The following is a 17,758-nucleotide window of genomic DNA, read 5'->3' as shown; positions in this document are numbered from 1 at the left end:
AGCAATAAAGAAAAAGTTTTGGTACAGACTACTCACAGCTATGTAAAGGCTTATCATAGTATTATTCATCAATATAAAGAGTTATCGGAAGTCATTTTTACAGGTTTATTAAATTTTACAAAAGTTGATGAAAAATTGTATAAAATCCAGACAAAAAATTTTAATCAAAAAGAGAAAATAAGACAAGAGTTATATCTTCAAACTATAAAAAGATTTAATCTGCTAAAAAAGAAAAAAATCATAAATATTGATTATATTCTTCCTAATAATACTATATTTCTAAGATTAAGTAATCCTAAACAAAAAGGAAACAAAGTAGATAGTAAAAATAAAGGAATCAATTATGTACAAAAGTATAAACTGCCTACTTTCACCCATGAAGTAACTAATAATACCTCAGGCTACAAATTTTTATACCCTTTAATAAAAGATGGTTTATATTTAGGAGTTGTCTCTTTAACTTTCAGTGAAGAAGCTATAACTAAAGCTTTAATGAAGCAGTATGAGATATTAAGCAATTTTATAATTAGTGATTTAAATTTCAATAAAAATTTTTTAAAAAACAATAACTATTACAAAGAGGCTCATTTTAAAGGTTTTTTACACAATCAAGCTATATTAAAAGATTTACAAGAGATTACAAATCAAAATATTCAAGATCTAAAACCCTCTAAAACATCGTCAAAAAAACTTTATGAACTAGGACAAAAAAAAGAGCCCGCATCAATTTTTATAAAAGAGAAAACCTCAATTATTACAATAATTCCTATTTTTCATAAGATATCAGGTGAATATGAAGGTTTTGTTTCGATAATAAGCAAAGGAACTACTATAAATCTTTTAAATAACAACTATCTAACCATACTTCTTCTATTTATTTTCCTTTATGCAACGGTAATACTTCTATTTTTACAACAAAAAATCAAAAATATCAAAGATAAAGAGTTGACGCAAAAAATGATGAAAAAAGACCAGCAACTTTTAGAACAAGCAAAAATGGCACAAATGGGAGAGATGTTGGGAAATATTGCACATCAATGGAGACAACCTTTAAGTGCCATTAGTACAATTGCAAGCGGTCTTAAACTTAATCAAGAGTTCGGACTTTTAGAAGAGAAAGATGTGGCTAAAAATATGGACTTAATAGTCGAAAATACAAAATATCTTTCAAAAACTATTGATACCTTTAGAGACTTTATAAAAGAGAAAAAAGTGGAAAAAGAGGTCATAATACAAGAAAAAATAGATGAAAGCTTAAAAATTGTCCAAGCTACGTTAGATAACTATCATATAAAACTAATAAAAAAAATCGATTATAAAAAACCTGTTACAATAAAAATGATTTCAGATGAATTATCTCAGGTTATAATAAATATTTTAAATAATGCAAAAGATGCAATAAGCCAAAAAAACATAGAAAAAGGGTGGATAAAAATTACCCAAAAATCCCTAAAAGAGAGAGTTATTATAACTATTGAAGATAATGCAGGAGGAATAAAAGAGGAGATTATTCCAAAAATATTTAATCCTTATTTTACTACCAAACATCAGTTCCAAGGAACAGGTCTGGGGCTTTATATGAGTAAAACGATTATTGAAAAACATTTAAAAGGAACTTTAAAAGTTGAAAACGGCAAAAACGGGGCAATTTTTACTATTGAATTAAAACGTTAAATAATCTTAGTAAACTCTTCATAGATTTTATTATTTAAAGGCTTTTCAAGTTTAAGCCAGGTTTTAATAGGCTGGTTACCTTCATATTTTATACAATTTGCCAAACCTAAATATAAAAACTTTTGGACTTTTTTATCCACATGGGAAAATTTTCTAACAAAAATATGAAGTTTTGCTTTCTCTTTTTTATTATTGATTAATCTTTTTCCGTCACCTTTGTCTTGAGACATTTTAGGTTTGCTAATAAAAGTAAAACAATCTTTTGATAAAAAATTGTTTTCATAATGACTTCCTTTTGCAAATTTATCCTTTTCCAAAGTGATAAATAAAAAGAAATCATCTTTAAATTTTAAAAAACCGCTTCCTCTAAAAGAGCTGTGAATTTTATCAAAATTACTTAAAAGCGCTATTTCCTGCATATTATATTTTTCATAAAGTTTTAAAAACGGTAAGCCAAAATCAAAAGAGCCGAAACTCTTTTCATAGGTTAAAATTCCGTAGTTTAAACTATTTTCAATTATATTTTTTTTATCTTTGTTTTCCAAAAGTTTTTCAAACTCTTGAGTTCTTTTTAACTCTTCATTTTCCCAAAAGACCAACTTTAAAAATCTCTTTTTTTGAGAAGAGTCAAAAAACTCTTGATTTAGATAAGAAAAACTATGTTTGATTGTCTCTTTATCAACCCTATTTAAATATTTATCTAAGATTTTAAAAGCTTTTTCCAAACTACAACACTCATTTGAAAGCAGATATTTTAAGATAACAAATTCATAAACTCTTCTAAGAGGAAGGTAAAAATCTATAAATCTTACAGCTTTTAAAAAGTTTTCATCACTGCAAAGTTCTTTTAACTCTTCTGTTTTTTCAACTTTTTGCAAAAATTCAATATATGATTTTGATTCAAGTATAAAAGGTACGGGAGAGATAAACTCATCATAATTTATAAAATCTTCTATCTTAGGCACTTTGTTTCCAAGTAAAGCTTTAAACTCAAAATATCTTGATTTTAGATATTTAAAACTACTTAGATTTTCACTGTTAATCTGCTCTAAAACTCTTTGTTTAGAGATTTCATCAATTACGATATGCGCATTTGCAAAATCGGCAAAATTGTTTAAAAGAGAAAATTTTATACTCTCTTTATCTAAAATTTTATTTCCGCATAAAGCTAGAGCTATTAAAAAAGCTTTTTTATGGTTACCTATAAAATCTATTATTGTCAAAAACTCTTTGCTTTTATATTTTCTTAAACCTCGTCCTAGTTGTTGGATAAATACGATAGGAGAGTTTGTAGGTCTTAACATCAATACCGTGTTTACGGAAGGGATATCAACTCCTTCATTAAAAATATCTACACTGAAAACTACTTCTAAAGAGTTTTTTTCATTTTCTAACTCTTTTATTATTTTCTCTCTTTTTAAAACAGAATCTTCACTTGTCAAAAAAGCCGATACTATGCCTTTTTTATTAAATTCATCACTCATAAATTTTGCATGCTCTTTAGAGGCACAAAAACCTAAAACTCTTCTTTTATCTCCTGAGTTTCCGTAAAAATTTAATTTTTGAATAATAAAATCAACTCTTTTGTTTACCATTAAAAGTTTGGATAATAAAACTATATCTTTTAAATCAACACTTTCATAATCAATCTCTTTAATATCCGTAACCCCGTAATAGTGAAAAGGAACCACAAGATTGTTTTCAAGCGCTTCATTCAATCTTATATCGCAAGCTATATTATCATCAAAAACTTCATAAATAGAGTTACCGTCCATCCTATTCGGAGTTGCCGTAAGACCTAAAGAAAATTTCGGTTTAAAATAGTTTGTAATTTTTTCATAAGAAGGGGAAGTTATATGATGAGCTTCATCATAAATTATATAATCAAACTCCTCTTTTGAGAACTTTTTATAATTTGCACTTAGAGTTTGAACCGTTGCAAAAAGATAAGAGGCTTTTTGTTCTTTTTTATTTCCCGTAAAAAAACCGCACTCTATATTTTTTATTACTGCTTCAAAACTCTTTTTTGCTTTTTGCAAAATATTTTCTCTATGTACTATAAAAAGCATTTTCTTAGGACTAAAAGCTTTTACGTCAAAAGCGGCAAGATAAGTTTTTCCCGTTCCCGTTGCAGCTATTGCCAAAGCCTTCGTCTCTTTTTTTCTTCTAAAAAAATCTAATTTTTCCAAAGCCTGTTTTTGCATAGAGTTTATTTTTAGCTCTTTTTCATAAACAAAATTTTCTACTTTTGTTTTTAGTTTATATTGACCGTACTGTTGTAAAAAGTCCTTTGTTACAAAAAAAGAGTCCTCCCAAAGAGTCTTAAACTCTTGTAGAATATTAGTTGAAAACTCTTCATTTTTTTTTGAAATTGATTTTATATTCCACTCAATATTTGTTTTAAAAGCACTTGAAGTTATATTTGAAGAACCAAGCAAAATTTTATATTCCTCTTCAAATTCAAAAATATAGGCTTTTGCATGAAAACCTTTATTTGTACAATCATATATTTTAAGTTCTATATTTTCAAACTCTTGAAGTTTTTTTAGAGCCTCAACTTCCGTAAAATTAAGATAAGTAGAACTTAAAATTTTTCCTTTTATTCCTTTTTTTTTAAGCTCTTCTAAGCAGTTTAAAAGAAGCTGTACCCCCGAATAATTTATAAAAGCCACATTAAAAATAAAAGAGTTGCACTCTAATAAAAGTTTTGTGAGATGATTATAAAAATTGCTGTTTTGATTATTTGTAATTAATTGATTCAAAAAAGCCTTTCTAAAGAAGTTTGTTATAAGCAAATTTTACCGCACCAAGAAGTGCAGTCTCTTGATTTAACGAAACTTTTAAAGGTACTCTTCTTAACAACTCTTCAAATCTTCCTTTACTTACAAAAGCATTCAAAAAATATTCACTTTTTATAAAAGGCAAAATTTTAGGAGCAATTCCTCCTCCTATATAAACACCTCCCAATGACATATATTTTAAAGCCAAATTTCCGGCTTCAGCTGCATATATCTCTGAAAAAAGTCTTAAAGTTTCCAAACATAAAGGATCTTTTAATTGCATTGCGCATTGGCTTATCATTGCACTTTTATCCGCATCCAAAGATAAATTCTTCATTTCATTTGGTTCTTTTGCAAAACCGCTTTCTAAAAGAAATTCATAAATTGTATATATTCCCATGCCTGAAACTACCCGTTCATAACTTACATGTCCGGGAAATCTCTTTCTAAGCCAAAATAAAAGTTCATCTTGTTGTGCCGTAAGGGGTGCAAAATCACTGTGCCCCCCTTCTGTTCCTATTGGAGTAAAGTGCTTACCGTCAAAATGTAAAATTGCTTCACCAAGTCCAGTTCCCGCAGCAATAACTGCAATATTCCCTTCTGTTTTTCTTGCATTTGAATTTAATTCTAAAAACTCTTCGTCTTTTAGATACAACATTCCGTAGGCTGTTGTTTCTAAATCATTTAACAATCTTACTTTTGAGGTTTTAAAACGCTCTTTTAAAACTTCTGCATCTATATCCCAAGGCAGATTTGTAGTTTTACATTTCTGCTCTATAATTGCTCCTGCAACACCTATACAAACAGCCTTAATTTTTATATTGGGTATCTGCTCTTCAAACAAGGCTAAAATATCATCGAATTTTTCATATTTTTTACTTTGAAATTGATCTTGGAAAACATTTTTAAGTTTTCCTTTTTTTACTTCAAAAAGAGCTAAATTCGTCTTTGTTGCACCGATGTCTCCAGCTAAAATCATCCGTTCTCCTCTTGTAATGTTAATAAATACATAAAAGCTTCAATAAAGTACTCTTCTGTTTTTTGAGGTGAGAGTTTGTAAAAAGCATTCCATGCTTGTGCTTTTTGCTCATCATAATTACCCTCTTTGTGTGTTTTCTGCCAGGCTATTCTTACAGCATGACCGATTATCACGTCAAGCATCAAATCAGCCTCAATTTTAATATCGGGATTCTCCTTGAGAATTCTTGAAAGAGTTTGCAAAAGCTCCAGATTCAGCTGTCTATAATCAGAGGCTTCTATACTTTGAAGCAGAGATTCAACTCTTAGTTCAAAATTTCTTTCACCTGCTGTTGTATCAAAAGTCAACTCTGAACCTATTCTATTGTTTAAATTATATTTATCTCCTATTACTAAACCTTTGCATTGCTGTAAAAGATACCACAAACCTTTATAAAAACTGTTTGGAAGTCTTGACAACATTCCTATATCTTTTCTGTATTGTGCCCAATCTTCGATTTTAATATCTTCTCTTAACTCTTTTTGAGTCAATATAGAGTTCAAATTAGGAACTTTTGACACATAAAGATTCTCTTGTTTTTTCATATCTACTACATTTGAGGAAAAAGATATCAATATATTTTTTAGATTATTATAAATAGTATGAGGTGAGAGAGTAATCAAATACTCATAAGCATCTGCAATAGGAATTTTTTTCTCTTTTGAGATATTACTTACTAATAACTGTACAAAATACCAAGTTCTAATCGTAAGTATCCCTTCAAAGAGTTTAGGTTCAACTCTGATTAAATGTCCAAGATGTAATACAATCTCTTGGGTTAAAGCTCTTTCTGCCTGATTTTTACCGCAAAACCTTTTTATTGCCTCCAAAATAGAATGGTTATCTATAGATTTTGATAAAGTAGCCTCTTCACTGTATGCTCTTCCTACTGCCAATCTTTTTTGTCTAATAACAATTTCAAGCAAAGCATCTTCCAAACGCTCATCAAAAGATCCAATAATATCACTTAAGGTTCTAATACTTGACCACTTTTGGCAAACAGCTGAAAATTCATAATAGTGTTGTGCCAAATCACGAAGTTTAGTATATTTTTCATCAATAAAAATTTCAAAATCCAAACCTCTTTTTTCATTTAAAAGTTCTATTATTTTAACTTTTTCTTCTAAAGTAATTTTTTCCGTAAGTTTTGAAAGAAGTTCTTCTTCACTTAAAAAAGCATACCCTTGTAAAATATCTTTAGGAATATCATGCAAATCACATTGGAACAAAGAAGATGAAAGAAAACTTTTATTTCCAAGATTTAAATTAAAATCATCAAATTTCAGCCCGTGCAGATTTTCTATTCTTTCAACAGATGCACTATTTATAAGTTCCTGTAAAAATCCGGTTCTTACTTCTATTTTATTGCAAACTCCGTTTTGCAACTCATTTAAAAGTTCTACAATCTCCTCTTTTTGGTCTGTTTCAAGCATACCTTTTTTTACAAAAAAAGGTATTATAGGCTGTCCTAAACGATCCCAATGAGTTGATAAAAATTTCAACGAAGCTTTAAAATGTTCTACTAAAAGAGTATTATCGTAATTAAAATAAAATCCCTTAGGATTAAAGTAATAAGGTAAAAAGATAATATATTCACCGGCTAAAATATGTAACCTTGCAGTGGTAATTGAACGCGGTACCCAAGAAGGTCTGCCGCTTAAACCTAATTTATCGTTTTTCCCTATTATTTTATGAACCAAAGCCAATTCTGAGGCATGTATGATTTTCAAAGGTTTTAACTCATCAATAGTTTGTGCACTAACTCCTAAGTTTAAAAGTTTTTGTTTCTCTTCATCATCTTCACAAAGGATGGCAATCAATGGATATGTTTTTCTTTTATGACCTATTCTGCGTCTTCTGTTTAAAGGGTCTATATCATTTATATTTAAAATACCCTCTTTTATCATGCTTGAAAGAAGATAAAGACTTTGAGCCCAAACCAAAGGTAAATTTTCATTGGCAACTCTTTGTTGGGAACCCGGATTATTCTTCTCTTTTTCAATTAAATCTTTTGGAACATAATATAATTCAGGTAGAAGTTTTTCTCCGTTTCGTTCAATAAAAAGAGGTTCTAGTTTTTTACTCCAATACTCTACTTCTATATTATCTTCTCTCATTAAAGCATCTAAAAGCAAATAAGTAAAAAACAGTGGCCACTCTGATTCTATATTTTCAAACTTTTTAAGTTCGGATTTTTCATAATGAAGTCGGCTGCTGTCTTCCAAACAACTTTGGTGCCCGTCAAGTAAAAATCTTTTGCAACCGTATTTCCCTTCAAGTTTTTTTAGAATTTTATCTTTTGTCTTTTTTAATAACTCTTCATCTTCTATGGCATATGCGGGATAACCTATAATACTTAAAAGTGCGGCATCAGTCTCTTTTGAGCTGGATTCTCTTGGAAGAAGTTCGCTTAAAGTAAATCTTGATCTTGCAATATCACTTGGTACTACATGAATAGTAGCCTCTTTACAAATACTGTTTCCAAAAAGATTAAATCCTGAAATTGCAGCTAATGCAGCTTTTGCCATACCCACGGAACTACAGTTAATCTCCGTATCTCCGGTATTTATTTTGTGTCCCCTTTCCCAAATACCGAAATCGGCAGTACAATATGTTTTGCTGATATAGTGAACTAGATTTTGAACAAAATTAACTTCATCAAGAGTATAAATAATCTTAAGTCCTGAAGCTATCATTTGAGTAAGCATTAAAAGATATAAAGAAGTTGCATCAAGTTGAAGATGTCCCCATTCATCATCTCCTACTATGGGTAATCCTGTTTTTGTATTATATTTTGCATGCAGAGCATCAAAAGGATTTAAAGTATATTTAAACTTTTCTACTTTATCTTTTTGTCTCATCATTGAGATAAGTAATCCTCTCATTAGTTTAACTACGCTTTGAGAGAGCAGATAACTTTTATAATGGTCAGGATTATACCTTTTATAGGAAAGACTCAATCCCCAAACACAAAGGATACTGTAAACATTATCCCTAACCCAGGCATCGGTATAATCACCGTGTTCGGTAACCGCCGTACTAGCAGGAAGCAGTCCTGTTATCGGATCTTGTTTTGATAATATAATTTTTTCAATTGACTTAAAATAATTTTCAAGTAAAGATTCTACAGATTTTGTATTCATAAAACAGCCCTTCTTTTAGAGATAAACAAACTCTTTTCCTTTACATTGAAAGTATTCTATTATTTTTATTCTTAAAGGCTTAATCTTCTAAAAAATTTATTAAAATAATTCTGCAAAAATTAAACTTTTCTTTGTATAATTTCAAAAAATAAAAGGGTTTTAAAATGTATAAAATTATTAAATCTTTGGTTGAATCAGCTATTTTCCAAAATTTTATTATTGCTTTGATTATATTAAACGGTATTACAATGGGTTTTGAGACTTCAAACTCTATTATGCAGTCATATTCAAAATTTATTCTGGCATTTGATAAAATTGTTATTACAGTCTTCACTATTGAGATAATACTTAGAATTTATGTTCATAAATTTGCATTTTTTAAAGATCCTTGGTCTTTGTTTGATTTTTTTATTGTTGCAATTTCTCTGTTCCCAGCAAATGAGACTTTCTCAATCTTTAGAATCCTAAGAGTCTTTAGGCTTTTTAGATTAATAACAGTCGTACCTCAAATGAGAAAAATAGTTGCCGCTTTACTTGGAGTAATCCCGGGGATGCTTTCAATTATGGCATTAATGTCTTTGATTTTTTATATTTTTGCCATAATCTCTACAAATCTTTATTCAGAGACTTTTCCTCAATGGTTCGGAACTTTGGGAGAATCTTTTTATACTCTTTTTCAAGTTATGACTTTAGAATCTTGGTCTATGGGAATAGTAAGACCGCTTATGGAAGAGCATCCTTTTGCCTGGATGTTTTTTATTCCTTTTATTTTTGTTGCAACATTCGTAATGGTAAATTTAATTGTCGCAATAATCGTCGATGCAATGGCTGTTTTAAAAGAGAGTGAAGAGACAAATATTATTACAGAAGTAAAAGGAGGACAAAACGGTCTTAAAGAAGAGATCGAAGATTTGAAAAATGAGATAAAAGAGTTAAAAGAGATAATTGTAAACTCAAAAAACAACTGACAATAATCTGCCACAAAGCTGACACAGCCTGAAAGTATAATCTCCTATATTTTTAAAAGGAGATTTAAATGATCGGGGCACTATGGACTGGAATATCGGGTTTATCAGCATCAAGAGCGGCATTGGACAATGAATCAAATAATATTGCAAATGTTAATACTGTAGGTTATAAAGCATCAAGAGTATCTTTTGCAGATATGATGTATCAAGACAGTATAGGAAAAGGGGCAAGTGTAACAAATGCAGAAAAGCAGTACACCCAAGGGAGTTTGAACCCTACAGGTTCTTCTTATGATTTAGCTCTTGACGGTGACGGATTTTTTGTAGTATCAAATATAAACCCCACGGGAACTTCCGAAACCTATTATACAAGAGCAGGAAATCTTAGAATGGGTGAGAACGGAACCTTACAAGATGCAAACGGTTATGAAGTTCAAGGTTGGGCTATGAGTAGTTTGGATCCTACAAGCGACATAGTAAGTACAAACAATAATTGGAGATATTTTAATGATAATTTTACGGAAAAAGCAGGAAATCAGATCATTCAATTCTCTAATAGAGTAGAAACTTATGCTGCTAAAGTTACTGATTATGCCTCAACTGCAAAAAGTGATTCCACCGTGCTTACGGGTTCCGGAATAAAGTCTCAGTCAGATAAAATTTCTGATATTAATACTTTGATGATAAACTATCAAAATGCTTTGGAAGATTATGCAGAAAATCCCGATGCAACCTCATCTCCTTCAATTGCACAATCAACACTTTTAGATTTTCCCGATAATACAAATAGCATTATGGATGGAGAAAAAGACCAAATTTATACTTATATAAACGGTGATAAAGTTTATGCAGAGTATGTAAATACCACTGCTACTACAGATTTTATCGAAGAGGTTGATTTAGCAGTATCAAACGGCTCTTTTACAATGACAGATTTGGATGGAGACGGAACAGTAGGAGGACAAGGAGATTATGATATTTTAGCAAGCAGAGTTGCCACATATAAAACCTTGGCAGATGAGATTTCAAGTAAAACAGGCTTAAATGCTTATACTGTAAATAGTACGACAAATGAAGCTTCAACCGCATTTGAAGATGTAATAAACGGTCTTGTAAAAATAGATTCTATAATACCAGGAGAAGAGTTTACCATAGGAGATGTTATTGAAGCTTCGGGAACAACTGAAGTTGAAGGGAAAAGTACGACCCTAAGCGTGGCTGAAAAAGGTAGTGCAGAAGGTGCCGTTATTAGTGCAATGGAAGCTTTATCAAAAGCAATATCGGGAAAACAGCAAGATGTATTTTCTACAAATGACCTAAATATAGACGGTATACCTAAAAATTATACCTATTCAATGACCATATACGATAAAGAAGCAGGAGAAAATATCTCTGTTCCCTCAAGCGACTTATTGATTTCAAACGTAACTTCAATTGACGATGCAGCAAAACAAATAAATGCAAACTCTGAATTATCAAAATATGTAGAAGCAAAAAACATAAACGGAAATTTAGTTGTGCAAACACTTAATTCAAACTATGATGTAGAGTTTAGCAGTCGTATGGAAGAGTTACCCTCTATTGGAGTATCTTTAAATAATATAGTTGACAATGCAGATTACACTTTTAATATAAATATAGACGGAACTTTAGTAATATCATCTACTTATTCTCCGGATCCTTTAATAAACCCATATACTACAACCGCATCCCAAATATATAATGATATAAAAACACAAATAAATACTTATAATCTAACTGCTACGGACAAACTAAAAATTACTCCTTTAAACGATGGGAATTTTAGTATTTATACAGAAGATAAAGAGGTTAGTTTAGAAGGTTCAACAATAAGTATAAACGGAGAAAATTTACCTGTAAATCCAACAGGAGTACAAACTCCTGCAAACTTAACCGTATTAGAAGAGGGTATGTTTACAATTACACCTGCTGATAATACTACTTATAGTTTAGATATTTTAGGAGAAACAATAACTTATAATTCAGGTACAGGTGCAACTTCTACTTCAATATATAATGGAATTGTTTCTGCCATAAATCTAAATTCAAATATCAATAACTTAGTAGATATAGGTTCTTTATCAGGCAATGATTTTAATATTTCTCAAACAAAAATAGATACTTTATCTCCAAGTGTAACGATAGCTCCTCTTTCAAATCTATCATATAGTAGTTCAACAACAGCAACTGTAGGAACGCCTGAAGAGTATGCTTTTTCACCTACACTTGCAGATGATATGTCTGCCTCAGTTTTTACTTTAGAAATAGACGGTGTTGAATTAAAAGTAAAAACAGACCAAACTCCTACTGTTGCAGAATTAGGAAATGCTTTAGCAGGAGCATTGGCAGAAGAGTCCAGTTTGGCAGATAAAATAGAAATAACAAATAACGGGACAGATATTATTATAAGAGAAAAGATTAGTTCTCAAGGGTATCAAGGTCTTCCCTCAACTCCTTCTTTAACCGTTACTTCTTTAACTGATACAGAAGATGAATTTGATTCAGTTCAATACTCAACAAACGAAAATACAAAGATTGAGATAAATGCAAACTATTCAGGAAGAAAAGGAGCAGGTGCCGAATTTATGCAAATCGTTTCTACAGTTGAACAAGATACTTCTATGAGTTCATTACAATTAAGACTCGATACTTTGGGTTTAACGGATCAATCCTTTAGTGAATTTTCAGTTGATGAATCTGGATTAATTACTATGACACAAGATGGAGTTGATTTTGTTGTAGGGCAAATTGCAATTGCACAATTTGTTAATAATATAGGACTTGAAGCCATAGGAGATAATTTACTCAAAGAAACGACAAAAAGCGGTAAAGCCGTGTATTCTACTAATAACGATAATACAACGGTAATAAAAGATGAAACTTTAGAACTAAGTACTGCCGATTTAAGTGAGAGTTTGGTAAATCTTATGGTATTTCAAAGAGCTTTTGAAGCAAATTCAAAATCTATTACAACAGCAGATCAACTTCTTACTACATTAATTCAATTAAAAAATTAAAGCTCTTTGACCTTCAAAGAGCTTTTTTAAGTTAAAAATAACAATAAGTTTCATTATAAATCTTTTGCGATATAATAATTTATAAATCAAATCTAAAGAAAAGATAATGAACTATCATACTAAATCTATAGATGAAACTTTTAAACTTTTAGAGGCAACTGAAAAAGGCTTAAGTACAAAAGAAGCTCAAAAAAGAGAGAAACATTTCGGTAAAAATTCCCTTCCAAAAGAGAAAGAGAAAACTCTTATCAGGATATTTTTAGAGCAATTTAAGAGTCCCATAATATATATACTTCTTATTGCATCAATAGTATCGGTGATGATAAAAGAGTATAGCGATGCCGCTTTTATAATGGCAGTGCTTTTTATAAATGCAATTATAGGAACATATCAAGAGTATACCGCACGAAAAAAAGCGGATTCCCTTAAAAGCTCCGTTAAAACCTATGTGGATCTATTAAGAGACGGTATAAAAAAAAGAGTTCTCAGCACTAATGTTACTATAGGAGATATAATACTTTTTGAATCAGGTTCAAAAGTTCCTGCGGATGTTAGACTAATAGAAGCAAGCGAACTTTTTGTTGACGAATCACTACTTACAGGCGAGTCTATAAATGTTTTAAAAAACCACTCTTTTATATCAGATGATATAAATCTTCCTATCGGTGACAGATTAAATATGCTTTATGCAGGCTCTTTTGTTACAAAAGGTAGAGGAAAAGCAGTAGTAACAAACATAGGTTCAAATACCCAAATAGGAAAAATTGCAACTTTGCTTGCAGGTGCAAAAGATAAAAAAGCCCCTCTTATTGTTAGAATGGAAAAGTTTTCTTTAAATATTGCCCAAATAATAGGTGTAGTGGTAATTTTACTTATTTTTTTGGGAATTTATCAAAATATAGGGATAAAAGAACTCTTTTTCTTTGCAGTGGCACTTGCAGTATCTTCTATACCTGAAGGACTTCCCGTAGCAATAACAGTAGCACTTAGCAATGCTAGTATGAGTATGAGTAAAAAAAACGTAATTGTAAGAAAACTCTCGGCAATAGAAGGTCTTGGCTCATGTACTCTTATTGCAAGCGACAAAACAGGAACACTTACACAAAACAGATTAAAAGTCGAACGCTTTATAAGCTTAGAAAAAGAGTTCAAAAATCCAAAAGAACTTGACCCTATTATATTAAGCGGTTTTGTACTATGCAATGAGTCTAGCTATCAAAAAAAGAAAAACGGATATGTATATTTAGGTGACCAAGTAGATATTGCCCTGGCAAAATATGCAATTGCAGTTGATGAAAAATATGCAAACCTAAAAAATATATCAAATAAAATACATGAAATTCCTTATGAATCACAAAATGCCTACTCTGCAATACTTTATGAAACAAAACTTGGAAATGTACATTATATAAAAGGTTCCCTAGAGATAATACTAAATTTTTGTACTCTTCAAAAAGAAGAAAAAGAAAAAATTTTAGATCTTAATAAACAATGGGCTCAAAAAGGATTTAGAAATATTGCTCTGGCGTATAAACTATCCGATGAAAAAACTATTTCTCTAAATAATTACAAATTCTTAGGTTTTGCGGCTATAATCGATCCTTTAAGAGAAGATGCCTTTTCTGCCGTTCAAACTGCTCAAAAAGCAGGTATAGAAGTTGCAATGGTAACAGGCGATCACCCAAGTACAGCATTTCATATTGCAAAAGAGCTTAATATTGCCATAGATGAGGAAGAAGTAATAAGCGGCTCCCAAATCCAAGAGTGGATAAACAAAGGTGCACCGGAAGAAGAGATAGCTTCAAAACGCGTATTTGCCAGAGTTTCACCTGAACATAAACAAAAAATTGTAACCGCTTTTCAAAAACTAGGACATTTTGTGGCAGTTACAGGCGACGGAGTAAATGATGCTCCCGCACTTAAATATTCCAATATCGGAATTGCAATGGGTAAAAGCGGTACCGATGTGGCAAGAGAATCAAGCGATTTGATACTAACAGATGATTCTTTCAGTTCTATAGTAAACGGTATAAAAGAGGGAAGAGTAGCTTATGACAATATTAGAAAAGTTATCCATCTTCTTATCTCCACAGGTTTTGCAGAGATAATACTTATTGTTCTAAGTATGCTCTTTTTTCTTCCTATTGCTTTGCTTCCCGTTCAACTGTTATGGTTAAATCTCGTAACCAACGGTATACAAGATGTTACTTTAGGTTTTGAAAAAGCCGAAAAAGGGATATTGGAAAGAAAACCCAGAAATCCCAAAGAACCAATTTTCAATAAAGTAATGATAAGCAGAATATTGTGTGGAGGTTTATATATGGGGATAACTGCTTTTATCCTTTTTTATTATCTACTTCAAACAGGGTATTCCCAAGAATCAGCAAGAAACTTAACTCTTCTATTAATGGTGCTTTTTGAAAATGTACAGGTATTTAATTCAAGATCGGAAAATCTCTCTATTTTTAAAATAGATCATAAAAAAAATATATTTTTGCTGCTTTCTGTGATAATAGCCCAAATAGTTCATATTCTTTGTTTATATACTCCTTTTATGCAATCTCTTTTAGGAGTTGAACCAGTAAGTTTTATTATGTGGCTTTATCTGCTTGGCATAGCTTTTGTTTTAGTAATTATTATGGAAGTCCAAAAAGTAGTTTTTAATTTTTTAAGGAGATAAGAGATCTCCTTAAACTTAAGATTCAAGCTCTTTTTCAAGCTTTGAAACTATTTCTTGCATTTTTAATAAAGAATCGGGATTTAAAGATATTGACTCAATTTCATTTTCAACCAAAAATTTTGTAATTTCGGGATAATCAGAAGGTGCCTGTCCGCAGATACCTATATATTTTCCTCTTTGTTTACAAGCATCTATAGCCATTTTAAACATTCTTTTAACAGCTTCATTTCTCTCATCAAAAATATGAGATATAAGTTCACTGTTTCTATCAACTCCCAACATTAGCTGAGTAAGATCATTTGAACCTATACTGTAACCGTCAAAAACTTTTAAAAACTCATCGGCATATATAACATTGCTAGGAATTTCACACATAGCATAGATTTCAAGACTGTTTTTACCCTGTTCTAATCCCGCTTCTTTCATTATTTCAATTACTTTTCTTCCTTCATCGGGAGTTCTTACAAAAGGCAGCATCACTTTTACATTTTCAAGTCCCATTTCCTCACGAACTTTTTTTAAAGCTTCACACTCCCAGATAAAAGCCTCTTTATAATCTTTTGAATAATATCTGCTTGCACCTCTAAATCCTATCATTGGATTCTCTTCATCTTTTTCAAAAGGTGCGCCGCCCGGCATATTTTTATACTCATTTGATTTAAAATCACTTGTACGAACTATTACGGGTCTTGGATAAAAAGCTGCGGCAATAGTTCCTATACCCTCGCAAAGTTTATCTATAAAAAACTTTTTAGAGTCATCATAACCTTTCAAGAATTTAACTATTTCTTCCTCATCTTCAACTCTATTTCCTTTACTCATCTCTACTAATGCCATAGGATGAGCTTTTATATAGTTATTAATAATAAATTCCATTCTGGCAAGTCCTACTCCTCGACTTGGAAGAAGAGCAGTTTCAAAGGCTTTATTAGGATTTCCTACATTTACAAATATTTTTGTTTTGGTATCTTCAAGTTTTTCCAGCTCAATTTTTTGCTCTTCAAACTCAAGCAGACCTTTATAGACTTTTCCTTCATCACTTGAGGTACAATCAACGGTAATGTCTGTGCCGTCTTTTAATATTTGTGTGGCATTTTGAGCCCCGACAACGGTAGGAACGCCTATCTCTCTTGCAACAATTGCAGCATGGCAAGTACGACCTCCTTTATCGGTAACAACGGCAGAAGCTTTTTTCATCAAAGGTTCCCAATCGGGATCCGTAGTTGAAGCTACAAGAACTTCTCCTTTTTTAAACTCATCGGCGTATTTTAGATCGCTGATAAAATGAGCTGCCCCTTTTCCTATTTTTTCCCCGACTGCCGTACCTGATACCAAAATATCATTTTTTGAAACTGTTGATATTAATCTGTATTTTATAAACAGATTCTCTTTTTGTTTTTTAAGCTCTTTTGATACGACTGTTTCAGGTCTTGCCTGTACTATATAAATTTCTCCGTCAATACCGTCTTTTGCCCACTCTATATCCATAGGTCTATATTCATCTGCAAGTTTAGAGTAATACTCTTCTATTTTTAATCCGTATCCTGCTAATTTTATAACATCTTCTTCACTCAAAGAAAAACTGTTTATCTCCTCTTTAGAACACTCAATATTTTTTGTCCTAGCTTTTTCATCATAAACCATTTTTAATGTTTTATTACCGATTTTTCTTCTTAGTATAGTTTTATATCCTTTTTTCTGCATAGGTTTAAATACTAAAAATTCATCGGGAGTTACACGACCGCTTACTATATTTTCACCTATTCCGTATATTGAATTAATCAAAATAAGTTTATCATTTGCGCTTTCGGTATCTATTGTAAACATTATTCCGCTGATTCCTTGATCACTTCTTACCATTTTTTGAACTCCCACCGAGAGTGCAACTTTCATATGGTCAAAGCCTCTGCTTTGTCTGTAACTTATTGCTCTATTTGTAAAAAGTGAAGCAAAACATCTTTTTACAGATTCTATTAATTCTTCTTGCGTTTTTACATTTAAAAAAGTCTCTTGCTGACCTGCAAAACTGGCATCGGGTAAATCTTCTGCTGTTCCAGAAGATCTTACGGCTACATCTATATTTGATGAAGAGTATTTTTCAGACAAGATTTTGTAAGCTTGTTTTATCTCTTCCTCAAGCTCTTTGGGAAAAGTCGCATTTAAAATAAGCTCTCTTACTTGTTTGCCTCTTTCTTGAAGATTATCAATATCCGAAATATCAAGACCGCTTAATTTTTCCGATATTTTATCTTTTAAATTGTTTTGGTTAATCAAAAGCCAATAAGCTTCCGCTGTAGTAGCAAATCCAAAAGGAACTTTTAATCCTAAAACCTGCATATCGCTTAACATTTGACCAAGACTTGCATTTTTACCGCCGACTGTATTAATATCAGTCAACTTTAATTGATCAAAAAACTTAATATATCTCATCATAATCTACTCCTAACGGTAAAATCT

At 31.0% G+C, this 17,758-nt stretch carries 8 protein-coding genes; 4 read left to right on the top strand and 4 right to left on the bottom strand.

The annotated features are described in order from the left end of the window. Window positions 1–18 precede the first annotated feature (18 nt). Window positions 19–1,674, top strand: coding sequence for a sensor histidine kinase (locus AANAER_RS01690; protein ID WP_129081496.1), 1,656 nt, complete (start codon window positions 19–21; stop codon window positions 1,672–1,674). On the opposite strand, the gene AANAER_RS01685 is transcribed toward AANAER_RS01690, so the two are convergent. Genes AANAER_RS01685 through AANAER_RS01675 form a run of 3 tightly spaced genes read right to left on the bottom strand, consistent with a single transcriptional unit; the run spans window position 1,671 to window position 8,615 of the window. Next, a complete protein-coding gene (locus AANAER_RS01685; RefSeq protein WP_129081495.1) occupies window positions 1,671–4,436 on the bottom strand; it encodes a DUF3427 domain-containing protein in 2,766 nt (921 codons plus the stop codon). The two genes, AANAER_RS01690 and AANAER_RS01685, sit on opposite strands and share 4 nt — an antisense overlap. Before the next feature lie 10 nt (window positions 4,437–4,446). Further along, complete coding sequence (gene glk / locus AANAER_RS01680) at window positions 4,447–5,433, bottom strand: glucokinase (RefSeq protein ID WP_129081494.1); 987 nt, start codon at window positions 5,431–5,433, stop codon at window positions 4,447–4,449. Continuing rightward, window positions 5,430–8,615, bottom strand: coding sequence for a glycoside hydrolase family 15 protein (locus AANAER_RS01675; protein WP_129081493.1), 3,186 nt, complete (start codon window positions 8,613–8,615; stop codon window positions 5,430–5,432). The genes glk and AANAER_RS01675 overlap by 4 nt, the downstream gene beginning before the upstream one ends. A gap of 164 nt (window positions 8,616–8,779) precedes the next feature. Between AANAER_RS01675 and AANAER_RS01670 the strand changes: the two genes are divergently transcribed. From AANAER_RS01670 to AANAER_RS01660, 3 genes are all read left to right on the top strand, one after another. Continuing rightward, the gene (locus tag AANAER_RS01670) at window positions 8,780–9,583 is read left to right on the top strand and encodes an ion transporter (protein WP_129081492.1); all 804 of its coding nucleotides are present in this window, start codon (window positions 8,780–8,782) and stop codon (window positions 9,581–9,583) included. Between the two features lie 68 nt (window positions 9,584–9,651). Continuing rightward, window positions 9,652–12,621, top strand: a complete 2,970-nt coding sequence (locus tag AANAER_RS01665; protein ID WP_129081491.1) for a flagellar hook-basal body complex protein — start codon at window positions 9,652–9,654, stop codon at window positions 12,619–12,621. Window positions 12,622–12,727: 106 nt separating this feature from the next. Further along, window positions 12,728–15,301: a cation-translocating P-type ATPase gene (locus AANAER_RS01660; RefSeq protein WP_129081490.1), complete on the top strand. Its 2,574-nt coding sequence runs from the start codon at window positions 12,728–12,730 to the stop codon at window positions 15,299–15,301. A 15-nt stretch (window positions 15,302–15,316) separates the two neighbouring features. Here AANAER_RS01660 and ppsA read toward each other — a convergent pair whose 3' ends face one another. Then, entirely contained in the window at window positions 15,317–17,731 is a 2,415-nt protein-coding gene (gene ppsA, locus AANAER_RS01655) for a pyruvate, water dikinase (RefSeq protein WP_129081552.1), read from the bottom strand. Between the last annotated feature and the right edge of the window lie 27 nt (window positions 17,732–17,758).

Source organism: Halarcobacter anaerophilus, from assembly GCF_006459125.1.
Taxonomy (GTDB): Bacteria; Campylobacterota; Campylobacteria; order Campylobacterales; family Arcobacteraceae; genus Halarcobacter; species Halarcobacter anaerophilus.
Note: the sequence above shows the minus strand (reverse complement) of the source record. Positions and strands in the feature narration are given on the sequence as shown.